At 64.9% G+C, this 15,144-nt stretch carries 18 protein-coding genes; 7 read left to right on the top strand and 11 right to left on the bottom strand.

The annotated features are described in order from the left end of the window. Nucleotides 1-24: 24 nt before the first annotated feature. Nucleotides 25-753, bottom strand: a complete 729-nt coding sequence (locus SynA15127_RS12135; RefSeq protein WP_186484310.1) for an NnrU family protein — start codon at nt 751-753, stop codon at nt 25-27. A gap of 81 nt (nt 754-834) precedes the next feature. On the opposite strand from SynA15127_RS12135, the gene SynA15127_RS12130 reads away from it, so the two are divergent. Next, nucleotides 835-1,809 (top strand): LysR family transcriptional regulator, encoded by a 975-nt coding sequence (locus tag SynA15127_RS12130; RefSeq protein WP_043693236.1) that lies wholly within the window; start codon nt 835-837, stop codon nt 1,807-1,809. Here SynA15127_RS12130 and SynA15127_RS12125 read toward each other — a convergent pair. Continuing rightward, the gene (locus SynA15127_RS12125) at nt 1,800-2,435 is read right to left on the bottom strand and encodes a DUF3172 domain-containing protein (protein ID WP_043693233.1); all 636 of its coding nucleotides are present in this window, start codon (nt 2,433-2,435) and stop codon (nt 1,800-1,802) included. The genes SynA15127_RS12130 and SynA15127_RS12125 overlap by 10 nt on opposite strands. Next, a complete protein-coding gene (locus SynA15127_RS12120) occupies nt 2,432-2,779 on the bottom strand; it encodes an NAD(P)H-quinone oxidoreductase subunit M (protein ID WP_186484309.1) in 348 nt (115 codons plus the stop codon). The genes SynA15127_RS12125 and SynA15127_RS12120 overlap by 4 nt, the downstream gene beginning before the upstream one ends. 83 nt (nt 2,780-2,862) lie before the next feature. Between SynA15127_RS12120 and pds the strand changes: the two genes are divergently transcribed. Together pds and SynA15127_RS12110 are read left to right on the top strand one after the other, a co-directional pair. Further along, nucleotides 2,863-4,281, top strand: coding sequence for a 15-cis-phytoene desaturase (gene pds, locus SynA15127_RS12115; RefSeq protein ID WP_043693225.1), 1,419 nt, complete (start codon nt 2,863-2,865; stop codon nt 4,279-4,281). A 3-nt stretch (nt 4,282-4,284) separates the two neighbouring features. Continuing rightward, on the top strand, nt 4,285-5,193 hold the full coding sequence (locus tag SynA15127_RS12110; protein ID WP_186484308.1) for a phytoene synthase: 909 nt from the start codon (nt 4,285-4,287) through the stop codon (nt 5,191-5,193). Between the two features lie 74 nt (nt 5,194-5,267). Here the strand turns inward: SynA15127_RS12110 and SynA15127_RS12105 are convergent, their stop codons facing one another. Continuing rightward, entirely contained in the window at nt 5,268-5,711 is a 444-nt protein-coding gene (locus tag SynA15127_RS12105) for an RNA-binding protein (protein WP_186484307.1), read from the bottom strand. A gap of 61 nt (nt 5,712-5,772) precedes the next feature. Further along, entirely contained in the window at nt 5,773-6,978 is a 1,206-nt protein-coding gene (locus SynA15127_RS12100) for a CCA tRNA nucleotidyltransferase (RefSeq protein ID WP_186484306.1), read from the bottom strand. On the opposite strand from SynA15127_RS12100, the gene SynA15127_RS12095 reads away from it, so the two are divergent. From SynA15127_RS12095 to SynA15127_RS12085, 3 genes are read left to right on the top strand one after another with little or no spacing between them, the layout of a single operon-like run. Continuing rightward, nucleotides 6,977-7,228, top strand: a complete 252-nt coding sequence (locus SynA15127_RS12095) for a Ycf34 family protein (RefSeq protein ID WP_043693213.1) — start codon at nt 6,977-6,979, stop codon at nt 7,226-7,228. The two genes, SynA15127_RS12100 and SynA15127_RS12095, sit on opposite strands and share 2 nt — an antisense overlap. Beyond that, complete coding sequence (gene tsaB / locus SynA15127_RS12090) at nt 7,225-7,848, top strand: tRNA (adenosine(37)-N6)-threonylcarbamoyltransferase complex dimerization subunit type 1 TsaB (RefSeq protein ID WP_186484305.1); 624 nt, start codon at nt 7,225-7,227, stop codon at nt 7,846-7,848. Before SynA15127_RS12095 ends, tsaB begins: the two co-directional genes overlap by 4 nt. Next, nucleotides 7,848-8,423, top strand: coding sequence for a YdcF family protein (locus SynA15127_RS12085; protein ID WP_186484304.1), 576 nt, complete (start codon nt 7,848-7,850; stop codon nt 8,421-8,423). Before tsaB ends, SynA15127_RS12085 begins: the two co-directional genes overlap by 1 nt. Here the strand turns inward: SynA15127_RS12085 and SynA15127_RS12080 are convergent. Genes SynA15127_RS12080 through rpaB form a run of 5 tightly spaced genes read right to left on the bottom strand, consistent with a single transcriptional unit; the run spans nt 8,386 to nt 13,062 of the window. Next, entirely contained in the window at nt 8,386-9,048 is a 663-nt protein-coding gene (locus SynA15127_RS12080; protein WP_255475502.1) for a 1-acyl-sn-glycerol-3-phosphate acyltransferase, read from the bottom strand. The two genes, SynA15127_RS12085 and SynA15127_RS12080, sit on opposite strands and share 38 nt — an antisense overlap. Then, nucleotides 9,045-9,941, bottom strand: a complete 897-nt coding sequence (gene fabD / locus SynA15127_RS12075) for an ACP S-malonyltransferase (protein WP_186484303.1) — start codon at nt 9,939-9,941, stop codon at nt 9,045-9,047. The genes SynA15127_RS12080 and fabD overlap by 4 nt, the downstream gene beginning before the upstream one ends. Nucleotides 9,942-9,967: 26 nt before the next feature. Then, nucleotides 9,968-10,987 carry a beta-ketoacyl-ACP synthase III gene (locus SynA15127_RS12070; RefSeq protein ID WP_255475501.1) on the bottom strand — a complete coding sequence of 340 codons (1,020 nt, stop codon included), beginning with the start codon at nt 10,985-10,987 and terminating at the stop codon, nt 9,968-9,970. A gap of 37 nt (nt 10,988-11,024) precedes the next feature. Then, complete coding sequence (gene plsX, locus SynA15127_RS12065) at nt 11,025-12,335, bottom strand: phosphate acyltransferase PlsX (protein ID WP_186484302.1); 1,311 nt, start codon at nt 12,333-12,335, stop codon at nt 11,025-11,027. After that, entirely contained in the window at nt 12,316-13,062 is a 747-nt protein-coding gene (rpaB, locus tag SynA15127_RS12060; protein WP_186484301.1) for a response regulator transcription factor RpaB, read from the bottom strand. The genes plsX and rpaB overlap by 20 nt, the downstream gene beginning before the upstream one ends. A gap of 91 nt (nt 13,063-13,153) precedes the next feature. On the opposite strand from rpaB, the gene radA reads away from it, so the two are divergent. Continuing rightward, entirely contained in the window at nt 13,154-14,563 is a 1,410-nt protein-coding gene (gene radA / locus SynA15127_RS12055; RefSeq protein WP_186484300.1) for a DNA repair protein RadA, read from the top strand. Here the strand turns inward: radA and SynA15127_RS12050 are convergent. Beyond that, nucleotides 14,554-15,099, bottom strand: coding sequence for a photosystem I assembly protein Ycf3 (locus SynA15127_RS12050; RefSeq protein ID WP_370594000.1), 546 nt, complete (start codon nt 15,097-15,099; stop codon nt 14,554-14,556). The genes radA and SynA15127_RS12050 overlap by 10 nt on opposite strands. Nucleotides 15,100-15,144 lie beyond the last annotated feature (45 nt).

Below are 15,144 nucleotides of genomic sequence, written 5' to 3'. Positions count from 1 at the left end.
AGGAATGTTCGGAGTGTAGGCAGCTCAGCTCAGCAGACTCTCGAGTGCTGAGTTGCGCACCGATGCCGCTGCCGTGGAGATGAAGCGGTGGGCCCACCAGAACACGCCTACCGCGATCACGATGCCGAGCTGCGCGGGGCGGAGAAATTCGCTCCAGGCCAGAGGCTGGCGTCCCTCCAGCACAGCCAGAAAAGGCACCACCGACGTGCTGGCCTTTAGATCCTCGAACGCTTCGCCGAAGCGGGCGCGCAGACGGCGATCGCCGTGCCAGACGGCGAACAGATGATGTCCGATCAGCCCGACGCAGGTGACAAGCATGAAACTGCTGCCGATCCACAGGGCATGGGTCACGCACCAGAGGATCTGTCCGACCGCCTGGGGGTGCCGGGAGATGCGGATGATCCCTGTGGCGTAGAGGCGAACCTGTGGTTTCAGCACCGCTGGAATCTCCAGCAGGTTGTACGTCGCGGGGTAGAGAAACAGGAAGCTGACGGCCGTGCCGATCCACACCAGCGGGACCATTCCAGGGACCCCCTGAAGATTCCAGAGGCGGATGCCGTCATAGCGATGTGCCAGGAACCAGCCGATCACCACCACGGCGGATGGAATGCTCACGGCCGCGAAGATCAATCGCCAGGCCCGGGCTCCGATGCGCTCTTCCGCCCGGCTGCGGAGCGCCGCGCCGCCACTGTGGATCAGGGCGAAGAGCAGCAGCAGCACGAGCATCATCAGACTGCTGCGGTGATCGGTCATCGGATCAGGCCGAACGGTCAGCGTTGATTCTGTGGGGTGGCAGGGCCGCCCTTACAGTTCCTGCGCCGTTATCGGGCCACCATGGCCGATCTGCCGTTCACGCTTGATCAGCTGCGCATCCTGCGGGCGATCGTCAGTGAGGGCAGCTTCAAGAAGGCCGCGGACAGTCTTTACGTCACTCAACCGGCTGTCAGCCTGCAGATTCAGAACCTCGAGAAGCAGCTGGAGGTGTCTCTGTTCGATCGGGGCGGACGCAAGGCCCAGCTCACCGAGGCCGGTCACCTGTTGCTGAGCTACTGCGATCGCATCCTCAGCCAGTGCCATGAGGCCTGCCGCGCCCTCGATGACCTCCACAACCTCAGGGGGGGGTCGCTGATCGTCGGGGCCAGCCAGACCACGGGGACCTATCTGATGCCGCGGATGATCGGTCTTTTCCGTCAGAAGTATCCCGATGTGGCGGTGCAGCTGCAGGTCCACAGCACCCGCCGCACCGGCTGGAGCGTGGCCAACGGTCAGATCGACCTGGCGATCATCGGCGGAGAGTTGCCGCCGGAACTGAACGAACTGCTGCAGGTTGTGCCCTATGCCAGCGACGAGCTGGCGCTGGTGCTGCCGGTGAAGCACCCACTGGCCCGTCTCGTGGAGCTCACCAAGGAAGATCTGTACCGCCTCGGGTTCGTGTGCCTGGATGCTCAGTCCACCACCCGAAAGATGGTGGATCAGCTGCTGGCCCGCTCAGGCCTCGATGTGCAGAGGCTGCGGATTGAGATGGAGCTCAATTCACTGGAGGCGATCAAGAATGCCGTTCAGGCTGGTCTCGGCGCCGCCTTCGTGCCTGTGGTGTCGATCGAGCGGGAGCTCGCCGCCGGAACGATTCACCGTCCGGTGGTGGCCGATCTGCAGGTGCGCCGTCAGTTGAAGCTGATCAGCCATCCAGCCCGCTACTGCTCCCGTGCCTCTGCGGCCTTCCGGCAGGACGTGCTGCCCGTGTTCGCCAGTCCGGACAGCCCGCTGAGGCAGATCAAGCAGCCTGCTGTTCCGGTGGTTCAGAACTGATCCGCCTCGGGGGTCAAGCCGACCGTGTCATCCGCCACACCCTTGGTGAGGAAACGGTTCTGGCTGATGTCTGTCTGGTAGACGCAACGGACGATGGGCTTGTCCCTGACCGAGCCGATGTAGGCGAACGTGTTCATCCGTTGTTTGCACTCCCGCTCCTGGTCAGAGGTGATCGCGCCCTCCTTGCGCAGCACGGACCAGTTCTCCCGACGGATCACGCATCCGGGCTGCAGGGTCGGCTGGGTGACGAAGCTGCTGGATGGGTTGAGAGTCGTGTACATCTCGATATCCATCACGAAGGCGCTCGCACCCCACTGACGGCAGAACTCCGGGTCGGGCACGGCCATGTCCAGCTGCTGACTGCTGGCGATGTTGCCCTGATCTCCCTGTGTGGTGCTGGTGACGGCACTGCCGATGCCGATGCCCACGATCAGAACCCCGGCCAGAACAGCCGCGGTGAGGGTATTGAAACTGAAACCTGGACCGCCGCCGCCAGGGCCGCCTCCCGGAGCGGGCGGGCGCCCATAGCCGGCTCTGTCACGAGCCCCAGGCGGATAGCGGTCGTAACGGCTGTCCCGTGGATCGCGACTGTCCCGTGGCCCCCTGTCGTAACGGGACCGGTTCACAGGAGTTCGGGCGTGCGGGGCAGGCCCATCGAGTAATTCGTCACGCGTCCGTCCGGGTTGTAGCTGAGCTCTCCTGCCTGCAGCAGCCGTCGGATCTCACCCTCCAGTTCCGTTCCGATGCGGCGGAGGCTGTAGTCGCTGAGTTCTCCTCCGGCAGAGGCATCCACAAGCCCCTTGAACCGCTGTTGAACGCACGTCAGGGCGCTGTCGCTCCAGATGAATTCATTGTCCGGATCGAGATCGAGGGTGAGCTGATCGGGATCCGGTACGAGGTCGTCGTTCTCCACCCGGGCCGTGAACAAACGCACGTGACGGGTGGTGCACTTCAGCAGGGTGTCAGCCATGACGCGCCGTCGGGTGGAATGACTTTAGGAAGCGACTGGACCGTCGGCCCTCTTAAGGTTGGTTTCAACTTTTAACCAGCCGCATGCGCGTCGCTATTGCCGGAGCCGGTCTTGCGGGTCTGTCCTGCGCCAAATATCTGGCAGATGCTGGCCATACCCCGATCGTGGTCGAGGCCCGTGATGTGCTCGGAGGCAAGGTGGCGGCCTGGAAGGACGAGGACGGTGACTGGTACGAGACCGGCCTGCACATCTTCTTCGGCGCCTACCCGAACATGCTGCAGCTGTTCAAGGAGCTGAACATCGAGGACCGGCTGCAGTGGAAGAGCCACTCGATGATCTTCAATCAGCCCGAGGAGCCCGGGACCTACAGCCGATTCGACTTTCCCGATCTGCCGGCCCCGGTCAATGGTGTGGCAGCCATCCTCGGCAACAACGACATGCTCACCTGGCCGGAGAAGATCAGCTTCGGCCTAGGTCTGGTGCCGGCCATGCTGCGGGGCCAGGGCTATGTCGAGGAGTGCGACAAGTACTCCTGGACCGAGTGGCTGAAGATCCACAACATCCCTGAACGGGTGAACGATGAGGTGTTCATCGCCATGAGCAAGGCGCTGAATTTCATCGATCCCGATGAAATCTCCGCCACCGTGGTGCTCACGGCCCTGAACCGTTTCCTGCAGGAGAAGAACGGCTCTCAGATGGCGTTTCTGGATGGTGCTCCGCCGGAGCGTCTTTGCCAGCCGGTGGTCGACTACGTCGAGAACCTCGGGGGTGAGGTGCATCTCGACAGTCCACTGCGGGAGATCAAGCTCAATGACGACGGGTCCGTGGCGGCCTTCCACATCGGCGGCGTGAAGGGCAAGGACAGTTTCGACCTCACGGCTGATGCCTACGTCAGCGCGCTGCCGGTTGATCCCTTCAAGCTCCTGCTGCCGGAGCCCTGGAGGCAGATGGAGGTCTTCCAGAAGCTTGACGGGCTTCGCGGTGTCCCCGTCATCAACTTGCATCTCTGGTTCGATCGCAAGCTCACCGATATCGACCACCTGCTGTTCAGCCGCTCGCCTCTGCTCAGCGTCTACGCCGACATGAGCATCACCTGCAAGGAGTACGAAGATCCTGATCAGTCCATGCTGGAGCTGGTGTTCGCTCCTGCAAAGGACTGGATCGGCCGGCCTGACGAGGAGATCATCGAAGCGACCATGGGTGAGCTTCAGAAGCTCTTCCCGATGCATTTCGGGGGCGACAACCCCGCCACGTTGCGCAAGTCCAAGGTCGTGAAGACACCGCTGTCGGTGTACAAGACAACTCCGGGCTGCCAGCAGCTGCGTCCGGACCAGACCACCCCGATTAGGAACTTTTTCTTGGCGGGTGATTACACGATGCAGCGCTACCTGGCATCGATGGAGGGGGCGGTGCTCAGCGGCAAGCTCTGTGCCGGTGCTGTGGACCGCAAGCAGGATCAGCTGGCATCATCAACCTCTGTCAGCGAGCCGGTCGCGGCCTGAGTCATGCCCCTCGCAGCTCCGGACCTCGACGCAGCCTTCGAGGCCTGTCGTCTGGAGACGGCCGAGTGGGCGAAGACCTTCTACATCGGCACCCTGCTTCTTCCTCCGGAGAAACGGCGCGCCATCTGGGCGATCTACGTGTGGTGTCGACGCACGGACGAGCTGATGGACAGCCCTGAAGCCCAGTCCCGTCCCGTGGAGGAACTGGCTGAGCGCCTGGATCGGTGGGAGGAGAGGACCCGCGCCATGTTCAACGGGGAGATCCGGGATGATCTCGATGCCGTGATGTGCGACACCCTCGAGCGCTTTCCTCAGGACATCCAGCCCTATCTGGACATGATCGAGGGGCAGCGGATGGATCTCACCTGGACCCGCTATCCCCGCTTCGAGGACCTCAAGCTGTACTGCTATCGGGTCGCCGGCACCGTCGGGTTGATGACCCAAGGGGTGATGGGCGTTGATGTGGCGTACACCTCGGCCCCCTGGAGCGATCGCCCGGACACCTCCGATGCAGCAGTGGCCCTCGGCATTGCCAACCAGCTCACCAACATCCTGAGGGATGTGGGGGAAGATCGCGGGAGGGGCCGCATCTATCTACCGCAGGAGGACCTTGACCATTTCGGCTACACGGAGGACGACCTGATGGCGGGACGCCTCAACAATGCCTGGCGCGAGCTGATGGGCTTTCAGCTGGCCCGCGCCCGTGACTGGTTCGCCCGTTCCGAATCAGGTGTGCGTTGGCTGTCCAGAGATGCCCGCTGGCCCGTCTGGACGTCTCTCAGGCTCTACAGGGGCATCCTGGATGCCATCGAGCGCATCGATTACGACGTGTTCAACAACCGCGCTTACGTGGGCAAGGTCAGCAAACTGCTTGACCTGCCGCGATCGTTCGTGCTGGCTCAGGCCCGCTGAAGCGAAGATCAACAAAAAGGCCCCGGGGTGAGTCACCCCGGGGCTGCGAAAATTGTTGTGATTCCGCTTGTCGATCAGACCGCGGTCTTCTGATCAGCCAGCAGATCCTTGAGCTTCGACAGCTCACCGGCCCAGCGTGGATCGGGAGCTGCTTCGCCGGGGGCATCGCTGTGAACCACCTTGTTCACGGCCTTGCGGGCGACCTGGGGCTGGCCGTTGCTGCCGATTCCACCGGAATCGTTACGACGCCTGTTGCCACCGGGATTGCTTTCCCGGCGCTCGGAACGCTCAACCCGCAGAGCGCTGCCTCCGAAATCCTTGCCATTGAGTTGCTCGATCACAGCATCAGCGAGCTTTGGATCGTCGAGGTTCGCGAAGCCGAATCCGCGGCAGCTTCCCGTTTCACGATCCAGCACCGCTTTGAACCGGATCCCCTCCCCCACGCTCTTGAGAAGAGCATCCAGCTCCTGCTCTTCAAAGGTCTGCGGCAGGTTGCCGATGTACAGGCGGATGCTCATGAAGGAAGGTGAGTGCGATCTTTCGGTGTCTGACCGTCATCGTTGACACCTAGAGAGTTAATCACAAAGCATCGCCGTGATGGGACTGCCAGCGGTTGGCCTCCTCCAGAGCGGCCGTCCGCCCTGCGATCCGTCCGAAGGCCCGTTCATGACGCAGATGCTCAAGAAGCCGTCCCAGCTCTGGGCCGGGAGTGATGCCCAGCTCCTGCTGCAGCACGGTGCCGTCGAGGGGAGCGGCCGGGTGGAAGAGGGGATCGTCCTGGTTGCGCCAGCGTTCGAGCCAAGGGCCGCGGAGCTGATGGGGCAGCTGCAGGATCAGGGCTGGAAGGTCGGCTTCCAGGTCCCGGTGGAGCTGCAGGCGGTTCTGCTCGGACAGGGTCGAGATCTCATCGCTCTGGTCCTTCAGGTGGATGCTCCAGCGCCGCAGGTTCCTGCAGCGCTGCCGCAGCAGGCGGCTGGCCCGCAGCTGCTCCAGGCCCGGATCACCGATCAGCGCTGTCAGCCTTGCCAGGGAGAGAGCGGTCTGACGTTCCACGACCGTCATCTCCGCCGCCGCCTTCGGATCCGGGACGGGTGGCGCTGAGCAGCTGGCATCACTCCAGGAAGCCAGCAGTTTCAGCCTCTGCAGGCAGTCGAGGGCGGCATCCGCGTGGGGTCCGGCAACCAGGCGCTGCAGCTCCGCCAGGATCCGCTCCGGTGCAGCGTCCGCCAGTCGCCTGCGGTGGCAGTGAATCCAGGAGGCCGTGCGGTCCTCCAGGGTCAGGGGAATCTCCGCCATCAACCGCAGACCCCGCAGCAATCGCAGCGGATCATCGATGAGGTTTCGCTCCCGCACAGCGGTCAGCAGACCCGCCTCCAGATCGCGGCAGCCACCGGTGGGATCCAGCAGGTCCCCTGGTGGGTTCAGGGGAAGCGCCATGGCATTGATGCGGTAGTCGCGGCGCTGCAGGTCCTCCGTGAGCGTTGATCCCTCCTGACGGGCGAGATCGATCGTCCATGCCCCCAGCACCAGCCGGGCCATATCCCGTTCGGCATCCAGCACGACGCAGGTGCCCCCGAGCTCCTGGGCCAGCTCCCGCGTTCGGATCAGAGCATCGCCGGGTACGACGAGATCGAGATCAGGCTGATCCCGCATCCGGCCCAGAAGCGCATCCCGAATGGCACCGCCCACCAGGGCGGTGCCATTCGGCAGGCGATGCGGCGGCAGCGGCCACCGCTGCGGTGACAGCCGTTTCAGAATGGCGTCCGAGGAGATCCCGGAAGGCATGTGCATCTGCGTGGATTGCCGCTGGGTCGACCGTTGCCAGGCCTATCACGCGGTCGAACGTCAGCATGGTGCGGCGCATCTGACCACGGCGCCGGATTTCGAACCCCGAGGTCCCCGGATTCACGTGTCGGTCCTCGACCTCAAGGACGGCGGCAGCGGTGTCGAGTGGGATGTGCGCTCCTGTGAGAGCTTCGATGCGGACCCTGGGCGATGGGTTCGGTTGCGACCCGGTCATGCGGTACCCACATGAGTCGTCCTCTGCTGATGGCGCTGCACAGCTCTTCGGAGACCTTCGGGGTGGCGGTGCAGGACCCCCTGTTGCCGCAGGAAGGGCCACGGGTGGCGGTGTTCGAGGACGGTCGTGCCCTCTCCAACACGCTGATCGGCCGGGTGGCTGCGCTGCTGCCGCAGGAGCGATGGTCCGATCTCGAGGGTCTCGCGGTGGCCACCGGTCCGGGCGGCTTCACCGGAACCCGTCTGTCCGTGGTGATGGCCCGCACCCTGGCCCAGCAGCTGAACTGTCGTCTGATCGGCGTGAGCAGCTATGCCCTGATGGCCGCGCGACTGGTGGAGCAACTGCCGCCGGAGCAGCGACGGTCACCGTTCTGGATTCAGCGGGAGCTGCCCCGACGGGGCTGGGTCGCGGGCTGTTACCTGCGTGTGGACGGCAGCAGCATCGAGGAGATCCGTGCTCCCCATCTGCTGCCCTCTGGGCTGCGGGTGGAACCGGTTCTCGCGGCTGAGGAGGACGTTGCCGCCGACGTGGAGCGTCTGCTCGCACTGCTGGGGCAGGCCCACAGCCTGGGAACGGCTGCACCCTGGCAGTCGGTGCTGCCCCTGTATCCCACCTCCCCTGTGGGGCCGGTCTGATGGCGGGGCTGCGGGCTGGACTTCTTCTCGGTTGCGGCGTGGCCGTCTGGCTGGTCAGCACCGGCCCGCTGGCCCCCTTCCGGCGGGCGTTCCTGGATCGCAGCCCACCTCAGCTGGTGATGGTGCTCGGGGGGGATGTGGATCGCGAGCGGGTCGGAGCACGACTCGCCCGCGAACTTGATCTGCCGCTTCTGGTGAGTGGCGGCAGCAATCCTGAATACGCCAGTTGGGTGATGCAGCAGGAGGGGCTTGCGCCGGAGCGGGTTCAGCTCGACTACCGGGCCCGCGACACCCTTGGAAATTTCACCTCCGTTGTGGATGAACTGCAGACCCGCGGGGTGCGACATGTGCTGATGGTCACCAGTGAGGACCATCTGCCGCGCTCCATGGCGATCGGACAGGTTGTCGCCGGCAGCCGCGGCATTCACCTGACCGGTGTCCCGGTCTCATGCCAGCCGGACTGCCTGGAGGAGGGGGCTCTCAAGCGCTTCAGCGACTGGCTGCGGGCGCTTGCCTGGGTTGCCACGGGACGCGATCTCAGGGACGCGGCCCTGCCTGATCCAGTAGTGCGTTGATCCGTTGCTGCAGTTCGGCGGTGGTGGCATCCAGATCAGCCCGGCGACGGCCTGTGGGGGGCGGTACGAGATCTCCGATGCGCAACTGGATCGGCACCAGCCGGGGCCAGGTCCGACCGGTTCCCAAGGCTCGATGGCTGTTCACGATGGCCACAGGCAGCAGCGGCGCCCCACTGCGGGCTGAGAGCAGGGCAGCACCAGGCAGAGGCTGGTTGACCCGGCCATCCGGTTGGCGGGTGCCGTCGAGGAACACCCCGGTGGCCCAGCCCTCCTGCAGGCGTGCGGTCGCGGTGCGGATCGCTTCGCGATCACTCGCCCCCCGGCGCACGGGGTAGGCGCCGCAGGCTCGGATCAGCGGGCCGAGCAGAGGCACCTCGAACAGTTCCGCCTTGGCCATGAAGGCCACTGGCCTTCCAAGGGCGTGGCCGAGCAACGGCGGGTCGAGGTGGGAGCCGTGATTCGCCACCACCACCAGGGGGCCCTGGGCTGGAACCCGCTCAATGCCCTCGGTCGACCCACGAAACAGGCCTCGGAACACCGGGAACACCAGCAGATTGCTGACCAGCCTGTAGGTCAGGCTCGGCTTCGGCGCCGGAAGGATCGGTGCGGGATTGTCGGAATTCACAGACCGAGATCACCCGCGCCGGCGATCTGGGAGAGGGTCACCCCATCCATGGAGCGCTTGGCCAACCCGCTGAGCACATTGCCCGGGCCGATCTCCACGACGGTGTCGATGCCTTGATTCCCCATTTCAGTCATCGTTTCCCGCCAGCGAACACCGGTGGTCATCTGCTGCATGAGGCGGGTCTTCAGCAGGTCTCCCTTCTGGGTGGGGATGGGATCGCTGTTGCTCAGCACCGGGGTGCGGGCATCGCGGAACGGGGTCGCTTCCAGCTCTTCGGCAAATCCTGCAGCGGCCTCAGCCATGAACGGTGTGTGGAACGCCCCGGAGACGGCGAGGGGGATCGCCCGTTTGCAGGTCAGGGCTTCCGTGACTGCCTGCACCGCCTCGGGCTGCCCTGAGAGCACCACCTGGGCACTGCTGTTGTCATTGGCGATGAAGGCCCCTTCCGTGCCGGCCACCAGATCCTCCAGCTGGCCACGGTCGAAGCCGATCACAGCGGTCATCGCTCCACCACCAGCTGCGGCCATCGATTCGGACCGGCGCTTCATCAGCGTCAGGCCTGTTTCGAGATCGAAGACCCCAGCGGCATACAGCGCCACCAGTTCCCCAAGGCTGTGCCCTGCCACCAGAGAGGCTTCCCGGCCCTGACGGATCAGCTCATCCACCAGCAGCGACTCCACGACGAACAGCGCCGGCTGAGTGTTGCGGGTGTCGTTCAGATCGGTTGGACCATCGTTCGATTCCCCCTCCCCTCGGCAGATCGCCAGCAGGTCACGGCCGAGCACCTCAGAGGCCATTGCGAAGCGCTCCTCGGCACCGCGAAGGGTCATCAGCGGGTCCGCCATGCCCAGCTTCTGCGATCCCTGTCCAGGGAAGACCCAGGCAATCGCCATTGTTCGAGTGCAAGACGAGGCGGAGATTAGGCGGGCCCGCTCCAGCGCAGCAGAGCAGCCCCCCAGCTCAGGCCGGCGCCGAAGCCACTGCTGGCGATGCTGTGCCCTGGCTGGATCCGGCCGTCACGCACCGCTTCATCAAGCATCAGTGGAATCGTCGCCGCCGAGGTGTTGCCATAGGACGCCAGGTTGCTCAGCACCCTCTCCGAGGGAATCGCGAAGCGTTCGGCGACCGCGTCGAGGATGCGCTGATTGGCCTGATGCAGCAAAAGCCAGTCCAGTTGGTCGGCGGCTGTCCCGGTCTGCGCGAGCAGGTTGTCAAGGATCGCAGGTACCTCCCGAACGGCGAACTTGTACACCTCCTGCCCGTTCATCCGGATCGGCTGGAAACCCCCGCGCTGATGGCTGACCTGCCCCACCAGCGGTGCGCGGTCCTCCACCTGCGGCAGCTGCAGCACCTCTCCACGGCTGCCGTCGGAACGCAGCAGAAAGCCGCCGAGGTCGTCCTGATCGTTGTCACTGCCCTCCAGCACGAGGGCCCCGGCGGCATCGCCGAACAGCACGCAGGAGCGGCGGTCGTCCCAGTCCACCCAGCGGCTGAGCTGATCGGCTCCGACCACCAGAATCCGGCGCATCGCTCCCGTGCGCAGGTACTGGGCCGCGGTGATCAGCGCGAACAGGAAACCGCTGCAGGCGGCCGTGAGATCGAAGGCCACGGCCCGCTGCGCTCCGAGCAGCGCCTGCAGGCGAGGGGCAGAGCCGAACAGATCGTCCGGAGTGGAGGTGGCCAGCAGGATCAGATCGAGGCTGTCGGCGTCCCAGCCGGCCATGTCGAGCGCCGCTCGGGCGGCGTCACAGCTCAGCTGAGACAGGGATTCATCAGCTCCCACCACCCGTCGAGCAGCAATGCCCGTGCGGCTTTTGATCCAGCTGTCGCTGGTCTCCACCCGTTGCCCGAGGTCCTCATTGCTGATCGATCGGGCTGGCGCGGCGCTGCCGCAACCCCTCAGCAGCACACCACCTGACCTGTGGGGCAGCTCGACCAAGGCGGTTGATCCCGGAAGTGGCGTCAGTCAATCACAGTCACTTCGCGCTGCCCCCGACCTTCGGCCGAACGCGGCTCTCGAGCTGTGCCAGATCGTCCATCACACCGTGACTCGCAGCGGAATGGGCGAGGCGCAGGGCACTGACCACCGAAAGGGCTTTGCTGCTGCCATGGCCGATCACACAGATGCCGTTGACGCCCAGCAGCAGGGCACCGCCGTGCTCGGCATGGTCAAGACGCTTCTTGATCCGCTTGAGATTGCTGCGCAGAAAGGCGGAGCCCACCTTGCCCCTCCTGCCGCGGGGCAGCTCCGCCCGCAGGACCCCGAGCAGAACGCTTCCGACCGACTCAAGGAACTTGAGCAGCACGTTGCCGGTGAAGCCGTCGCAGACCACCACATCGAACGCGCCGGAGAGCACATCGCGGCCCTCGCAGTTGCCGGCGAAGTGCAGGCGCGTCTCCTGGCGCAGCAGCTCATGGGTGCGCTGAGCCAGTTCGTTGCCCTTGCACTCCTCCTCCCCGATGTTCAGCAGTCCGATGCGGGGGCGCTCTACCTGCAGCACATCACGGCTGTAGATATTGCCGAGCAGGGCGAACTGGTGCAGATAGGCAGGCTTGCAGTCCATGTTGGCCCCCACGTCCAGCACCAGCACCGGTTGTCCGGGGTCCTTGGTGGGAAACAGCGCACCGATGGCGGGCCGATCGATCCCCTTGAGCCGCCCCAGCCGGAAGATCGCTGATGCCATCACCGCTCCGGAGTTGCCAGCGGAGTACACCGCCAGCGCCTCTCCGCGCTTCACCAGATCCATTGCCACATTGATGCTGGCGTCGCGCTTGCGTCGCACCGCTGTGGCCTCTTCCCCCATCTCGATCGAGGGGCCGCTGGCCACCAGATCCAGATGGCCGGCGCTGACGGCGGCATTCACCTGATCTCCAAGTTGCAGGGCCGCCGCCGCTGCCAGCACCCGGTCGGTTTCACCGATGAAGCGGATGCGCAGCGGGAGTCGTTCGATGGCCTGAAGACAGCCCTCCAGGACCGGCCCCGGAGCGTGGTCTCCCCCCATGCCGTCGACCGCGACCCAGAGCCGGTCGCGGTCCTCGATCTCCGCGGTGTCGTCGCCCCCCTGCAGGCGTCTCAGTGGATCGAACACCAGAGGTTGCAGAACGCTGCTGGCCACCGTTCCGGCGACGTTGCCGGCAGCGCTGGCGGAGCTGGTGGCCCCGTCCACAAGTGTGGTTACGGCGGCATTCCGCCGGTACCAGATCACCAGACGGCGGATTGCCCGCGGCCGGCTGTTCTTACTCCTGGGCCCTTCGGCCGGGGAGGAATCAGGATCCTTCGGAGCCAACGGAGTCGATGATGCGTTGGAACAGATACCCGGTCCCCCGAGCTGTGAGGATCAGCTCGGGATTGGCGGGATCGTCCTCCAGTTTGGAACGCAGCCGGGAGATATGAACATCCACCACCCGGGTGTCCACATGCCGCTCCGGGGTGTATCCCCACACTTCCTTGAGGATCTCGCCGCGGTTGAAGGGTTCGCCGGACCGGCTCACCAGCAGTTCCAGCAGGCTGAACTCCATGCCGGTGAGGCGGATCCGCTCGTCCCCGCGGAACACCTGCCGCTTGTTGGTGTCGATGCGCAGATCAGCCACCTGGATCACGCCCGAGTTGGGAATGCCCGCCACCTGCTCCTTTTCGACCCGGCGCAGCACGCAGCGGATGCGAGCCTCCAGCTCCTTAGGGCTGAATGGCTTCACCACGTAGTCATCGGCTCCCAGCTCAAGGCCGGTGATGCGGTCGGCCACATCACCCAGGGCCGTCAGCATCACGATGGGCACATCCGATTCCTTGCGCAGCTCCTGGCAGACGCCGTAGCCGTCCAGCTTCGGCATCATCACGTCGAGCACCACCAGGTCGGGGATGCAGTCGTGGAACAGTTCGAGAGCTTCGGTGCCGTCACAGGCTGTGACGACGTTGTACCCGATCATCGACAGCCGGGTTTCCAGAATCCTGCGGATGGAAGCCTCGTCGTCGACCACGAGGATTGTTTCCTTGGTGGGAGCCGTGGTCGTCATAACGCCAGGGGCGCTTAGTTGCTTCTGGACACAGATAAAAGGGCACACCCCCGATCTGTTCACCCAACAGCAACTTTCTTCATAGTTCTCAGTGCCCCGATCCAGCTCGATCTACGTCTGTCAGGCCTGTGGCGCCAAGGCGCGTCAGTTCTTTGGGCGCTGCCCGGAGTGCGGCAGCTGGAACACCCTGGTGGAGCAGAGCCAGCCCAGCGGCGATGGCCGCCGCCGCCGTCAGGGTCCCGATCCGAAGCAGGCACCGGCAGCTCGGCGCTCAACCGCCATGGCCAGTCTCGATGACCAGCCTCTGCAACGGCTCGCCACGGGATCTCTCGAATTCGACCGGGTGCTCGGAGGCGGCCTTGTGCCTGGCTCTCTCGTGCTCGTGGGTGGAGATCCCGGCATCGGCAAGAGCACCCTGCTGCTTCAGAGCGCGTCGGCGATGGCCGCCCACAGCTCCGTTCTCTACGTGAGTGCCGAGGAGTCAGCTCAGCAGGTGAAGCTGCGCTGGCAGCGACTGGCCGGTGGTGCCTCCGATCTGCAGCTGCTGGCGGAGACCGATCTGGATCTGGTCCTTCAGGAGCTGGAGGCACTGCAGCCGAAGGTGGCGATCATCGACAGCATCCAGGCTCTGCATGACGCTGATCTCAGCAGTGCTCCCGGCTCGGTGGGTCAGGTGCGTGAGTGCGCCGCGGCACTGCAGCGGCTTGCCAAACGCCAGACCACGGCGCTTCTGCTGGTGGGTCACGTGACCAAGGAGGGGATGCTGGCGGGCCCGAAGGTGCTGGAGCATCTGGTGGATGCCGTGCTCACCTTCGAGGGGGATCGCTTCGCCAGTCATCGGCTTCTGCGTGCGGTGAAGAACCGCTTCGGGGCCACCCATGAACTGGGACTGTTCGAGATGCAGGCTCAGGGACTGGCGGAGGTGGGCAACCCCAGCGAGTTGTTTCTGAGTGATGCTCGCGCGTCAGGCGTGGCGACGATCGTGGCGTGCGAAGGCACCCGCTCTCTGGTGGTGGATCTGCAGGCCCTGGTGAACGTCACCAGCTATGCCAGTCCGCGTCGCACCGCCACAGGCATCGGAACCAACCGCCTCCACCAAATCCTGGCTGTGCTTGAGAAGCACATGGGCCTGCCGCTGTCGCGCTTCGACTGCTACCTGGCCGTGGCGGGCGGCTTGGATGTGGAGGAGCCGGCGGCGGATCTCGGTGTGGCCGCGGCCGTTGTGGCCAGTTTCCGAGATCTGACCCTGCCGGCCGGCACGGTACTGATCGGGGAACTTGGCCTCGGCGGCCAGCTCAGGCCTGTCGGTCAGCTGGAGCTGCGCCTCCAGGAGGCGGCTCGTCTCGGTTTCCGGCGCGCGGTGGTGCCGAAGGGCAGTGGCCTCGGCGGCCTCGCGGCGGGTCTTGATCTGGCTCTGCTCGAGGCCGAGGGCGTCACCGAAGCGCTGGTGCTGGCTCTGGGTGACGCCGTGCAATCGGATGAGGCGCCGCCTCAGAAATAGACATCTACATTGCTGCGGCCGGTGGATTTCAGCCAGTTCTCGATGTCCAGGTAGCCACCGGGATTCAGGCGCACCGCCTGGGTCCAGACATCAGCCGCTTCATCAAACCAGCGGTCGGCTTCGTCTCGGCGGCCGTCCTCCTCGGCGATGCGCCCGCGCTTCTCGTAGATCAGGCCCATGTTCTTGAGGCAGGACGGCTGCTTCGGGTTCTCGCTGAGGGCCTGGCGGTACGTGTCGATCGCCCGTTCCTCCTCACCATTGGACATGTAGATGATCGCCATGTTCTTGAGGGTCTCTCCCCGGTCGGTGGGGTTCTCCTCCAGCTTCAGGCTCTCCTCGTAGTTCTCGAGAGCCTCGGCGTAGTCACCATCGTTCTGAGCCGACAGTCCGTCCCGGTAGTAGACGTAAGCCTCCTTGGACCTGGGGTTGATCGGCAGCAGCTTGACGATCAGGTCCGCCATCACCGTGAAGCTCTTGTCGATGAAGTTGTCGTTGCGGTTGCTGCGGGGCACGGTGCACCAGCGGATGGCGTCCATCCTGACGTCGCCCGTGACGGACTTAGCGTTGACGTAACGATCGAC

The organism is Synechococcus sp. A15-127, from assembly GCF_014280215.1.
Lineage (GTDB): Bacteria > Cyanobacteriota > Cyanobacteriia > PCC-6307 > Cyanobiaceae > Parasynechococcus.
The sequence above is the reverse complement of the archived record's forward strand: the minus strand, read 5'-3'. Positions and strand labels throughout refer to the sequence as shown.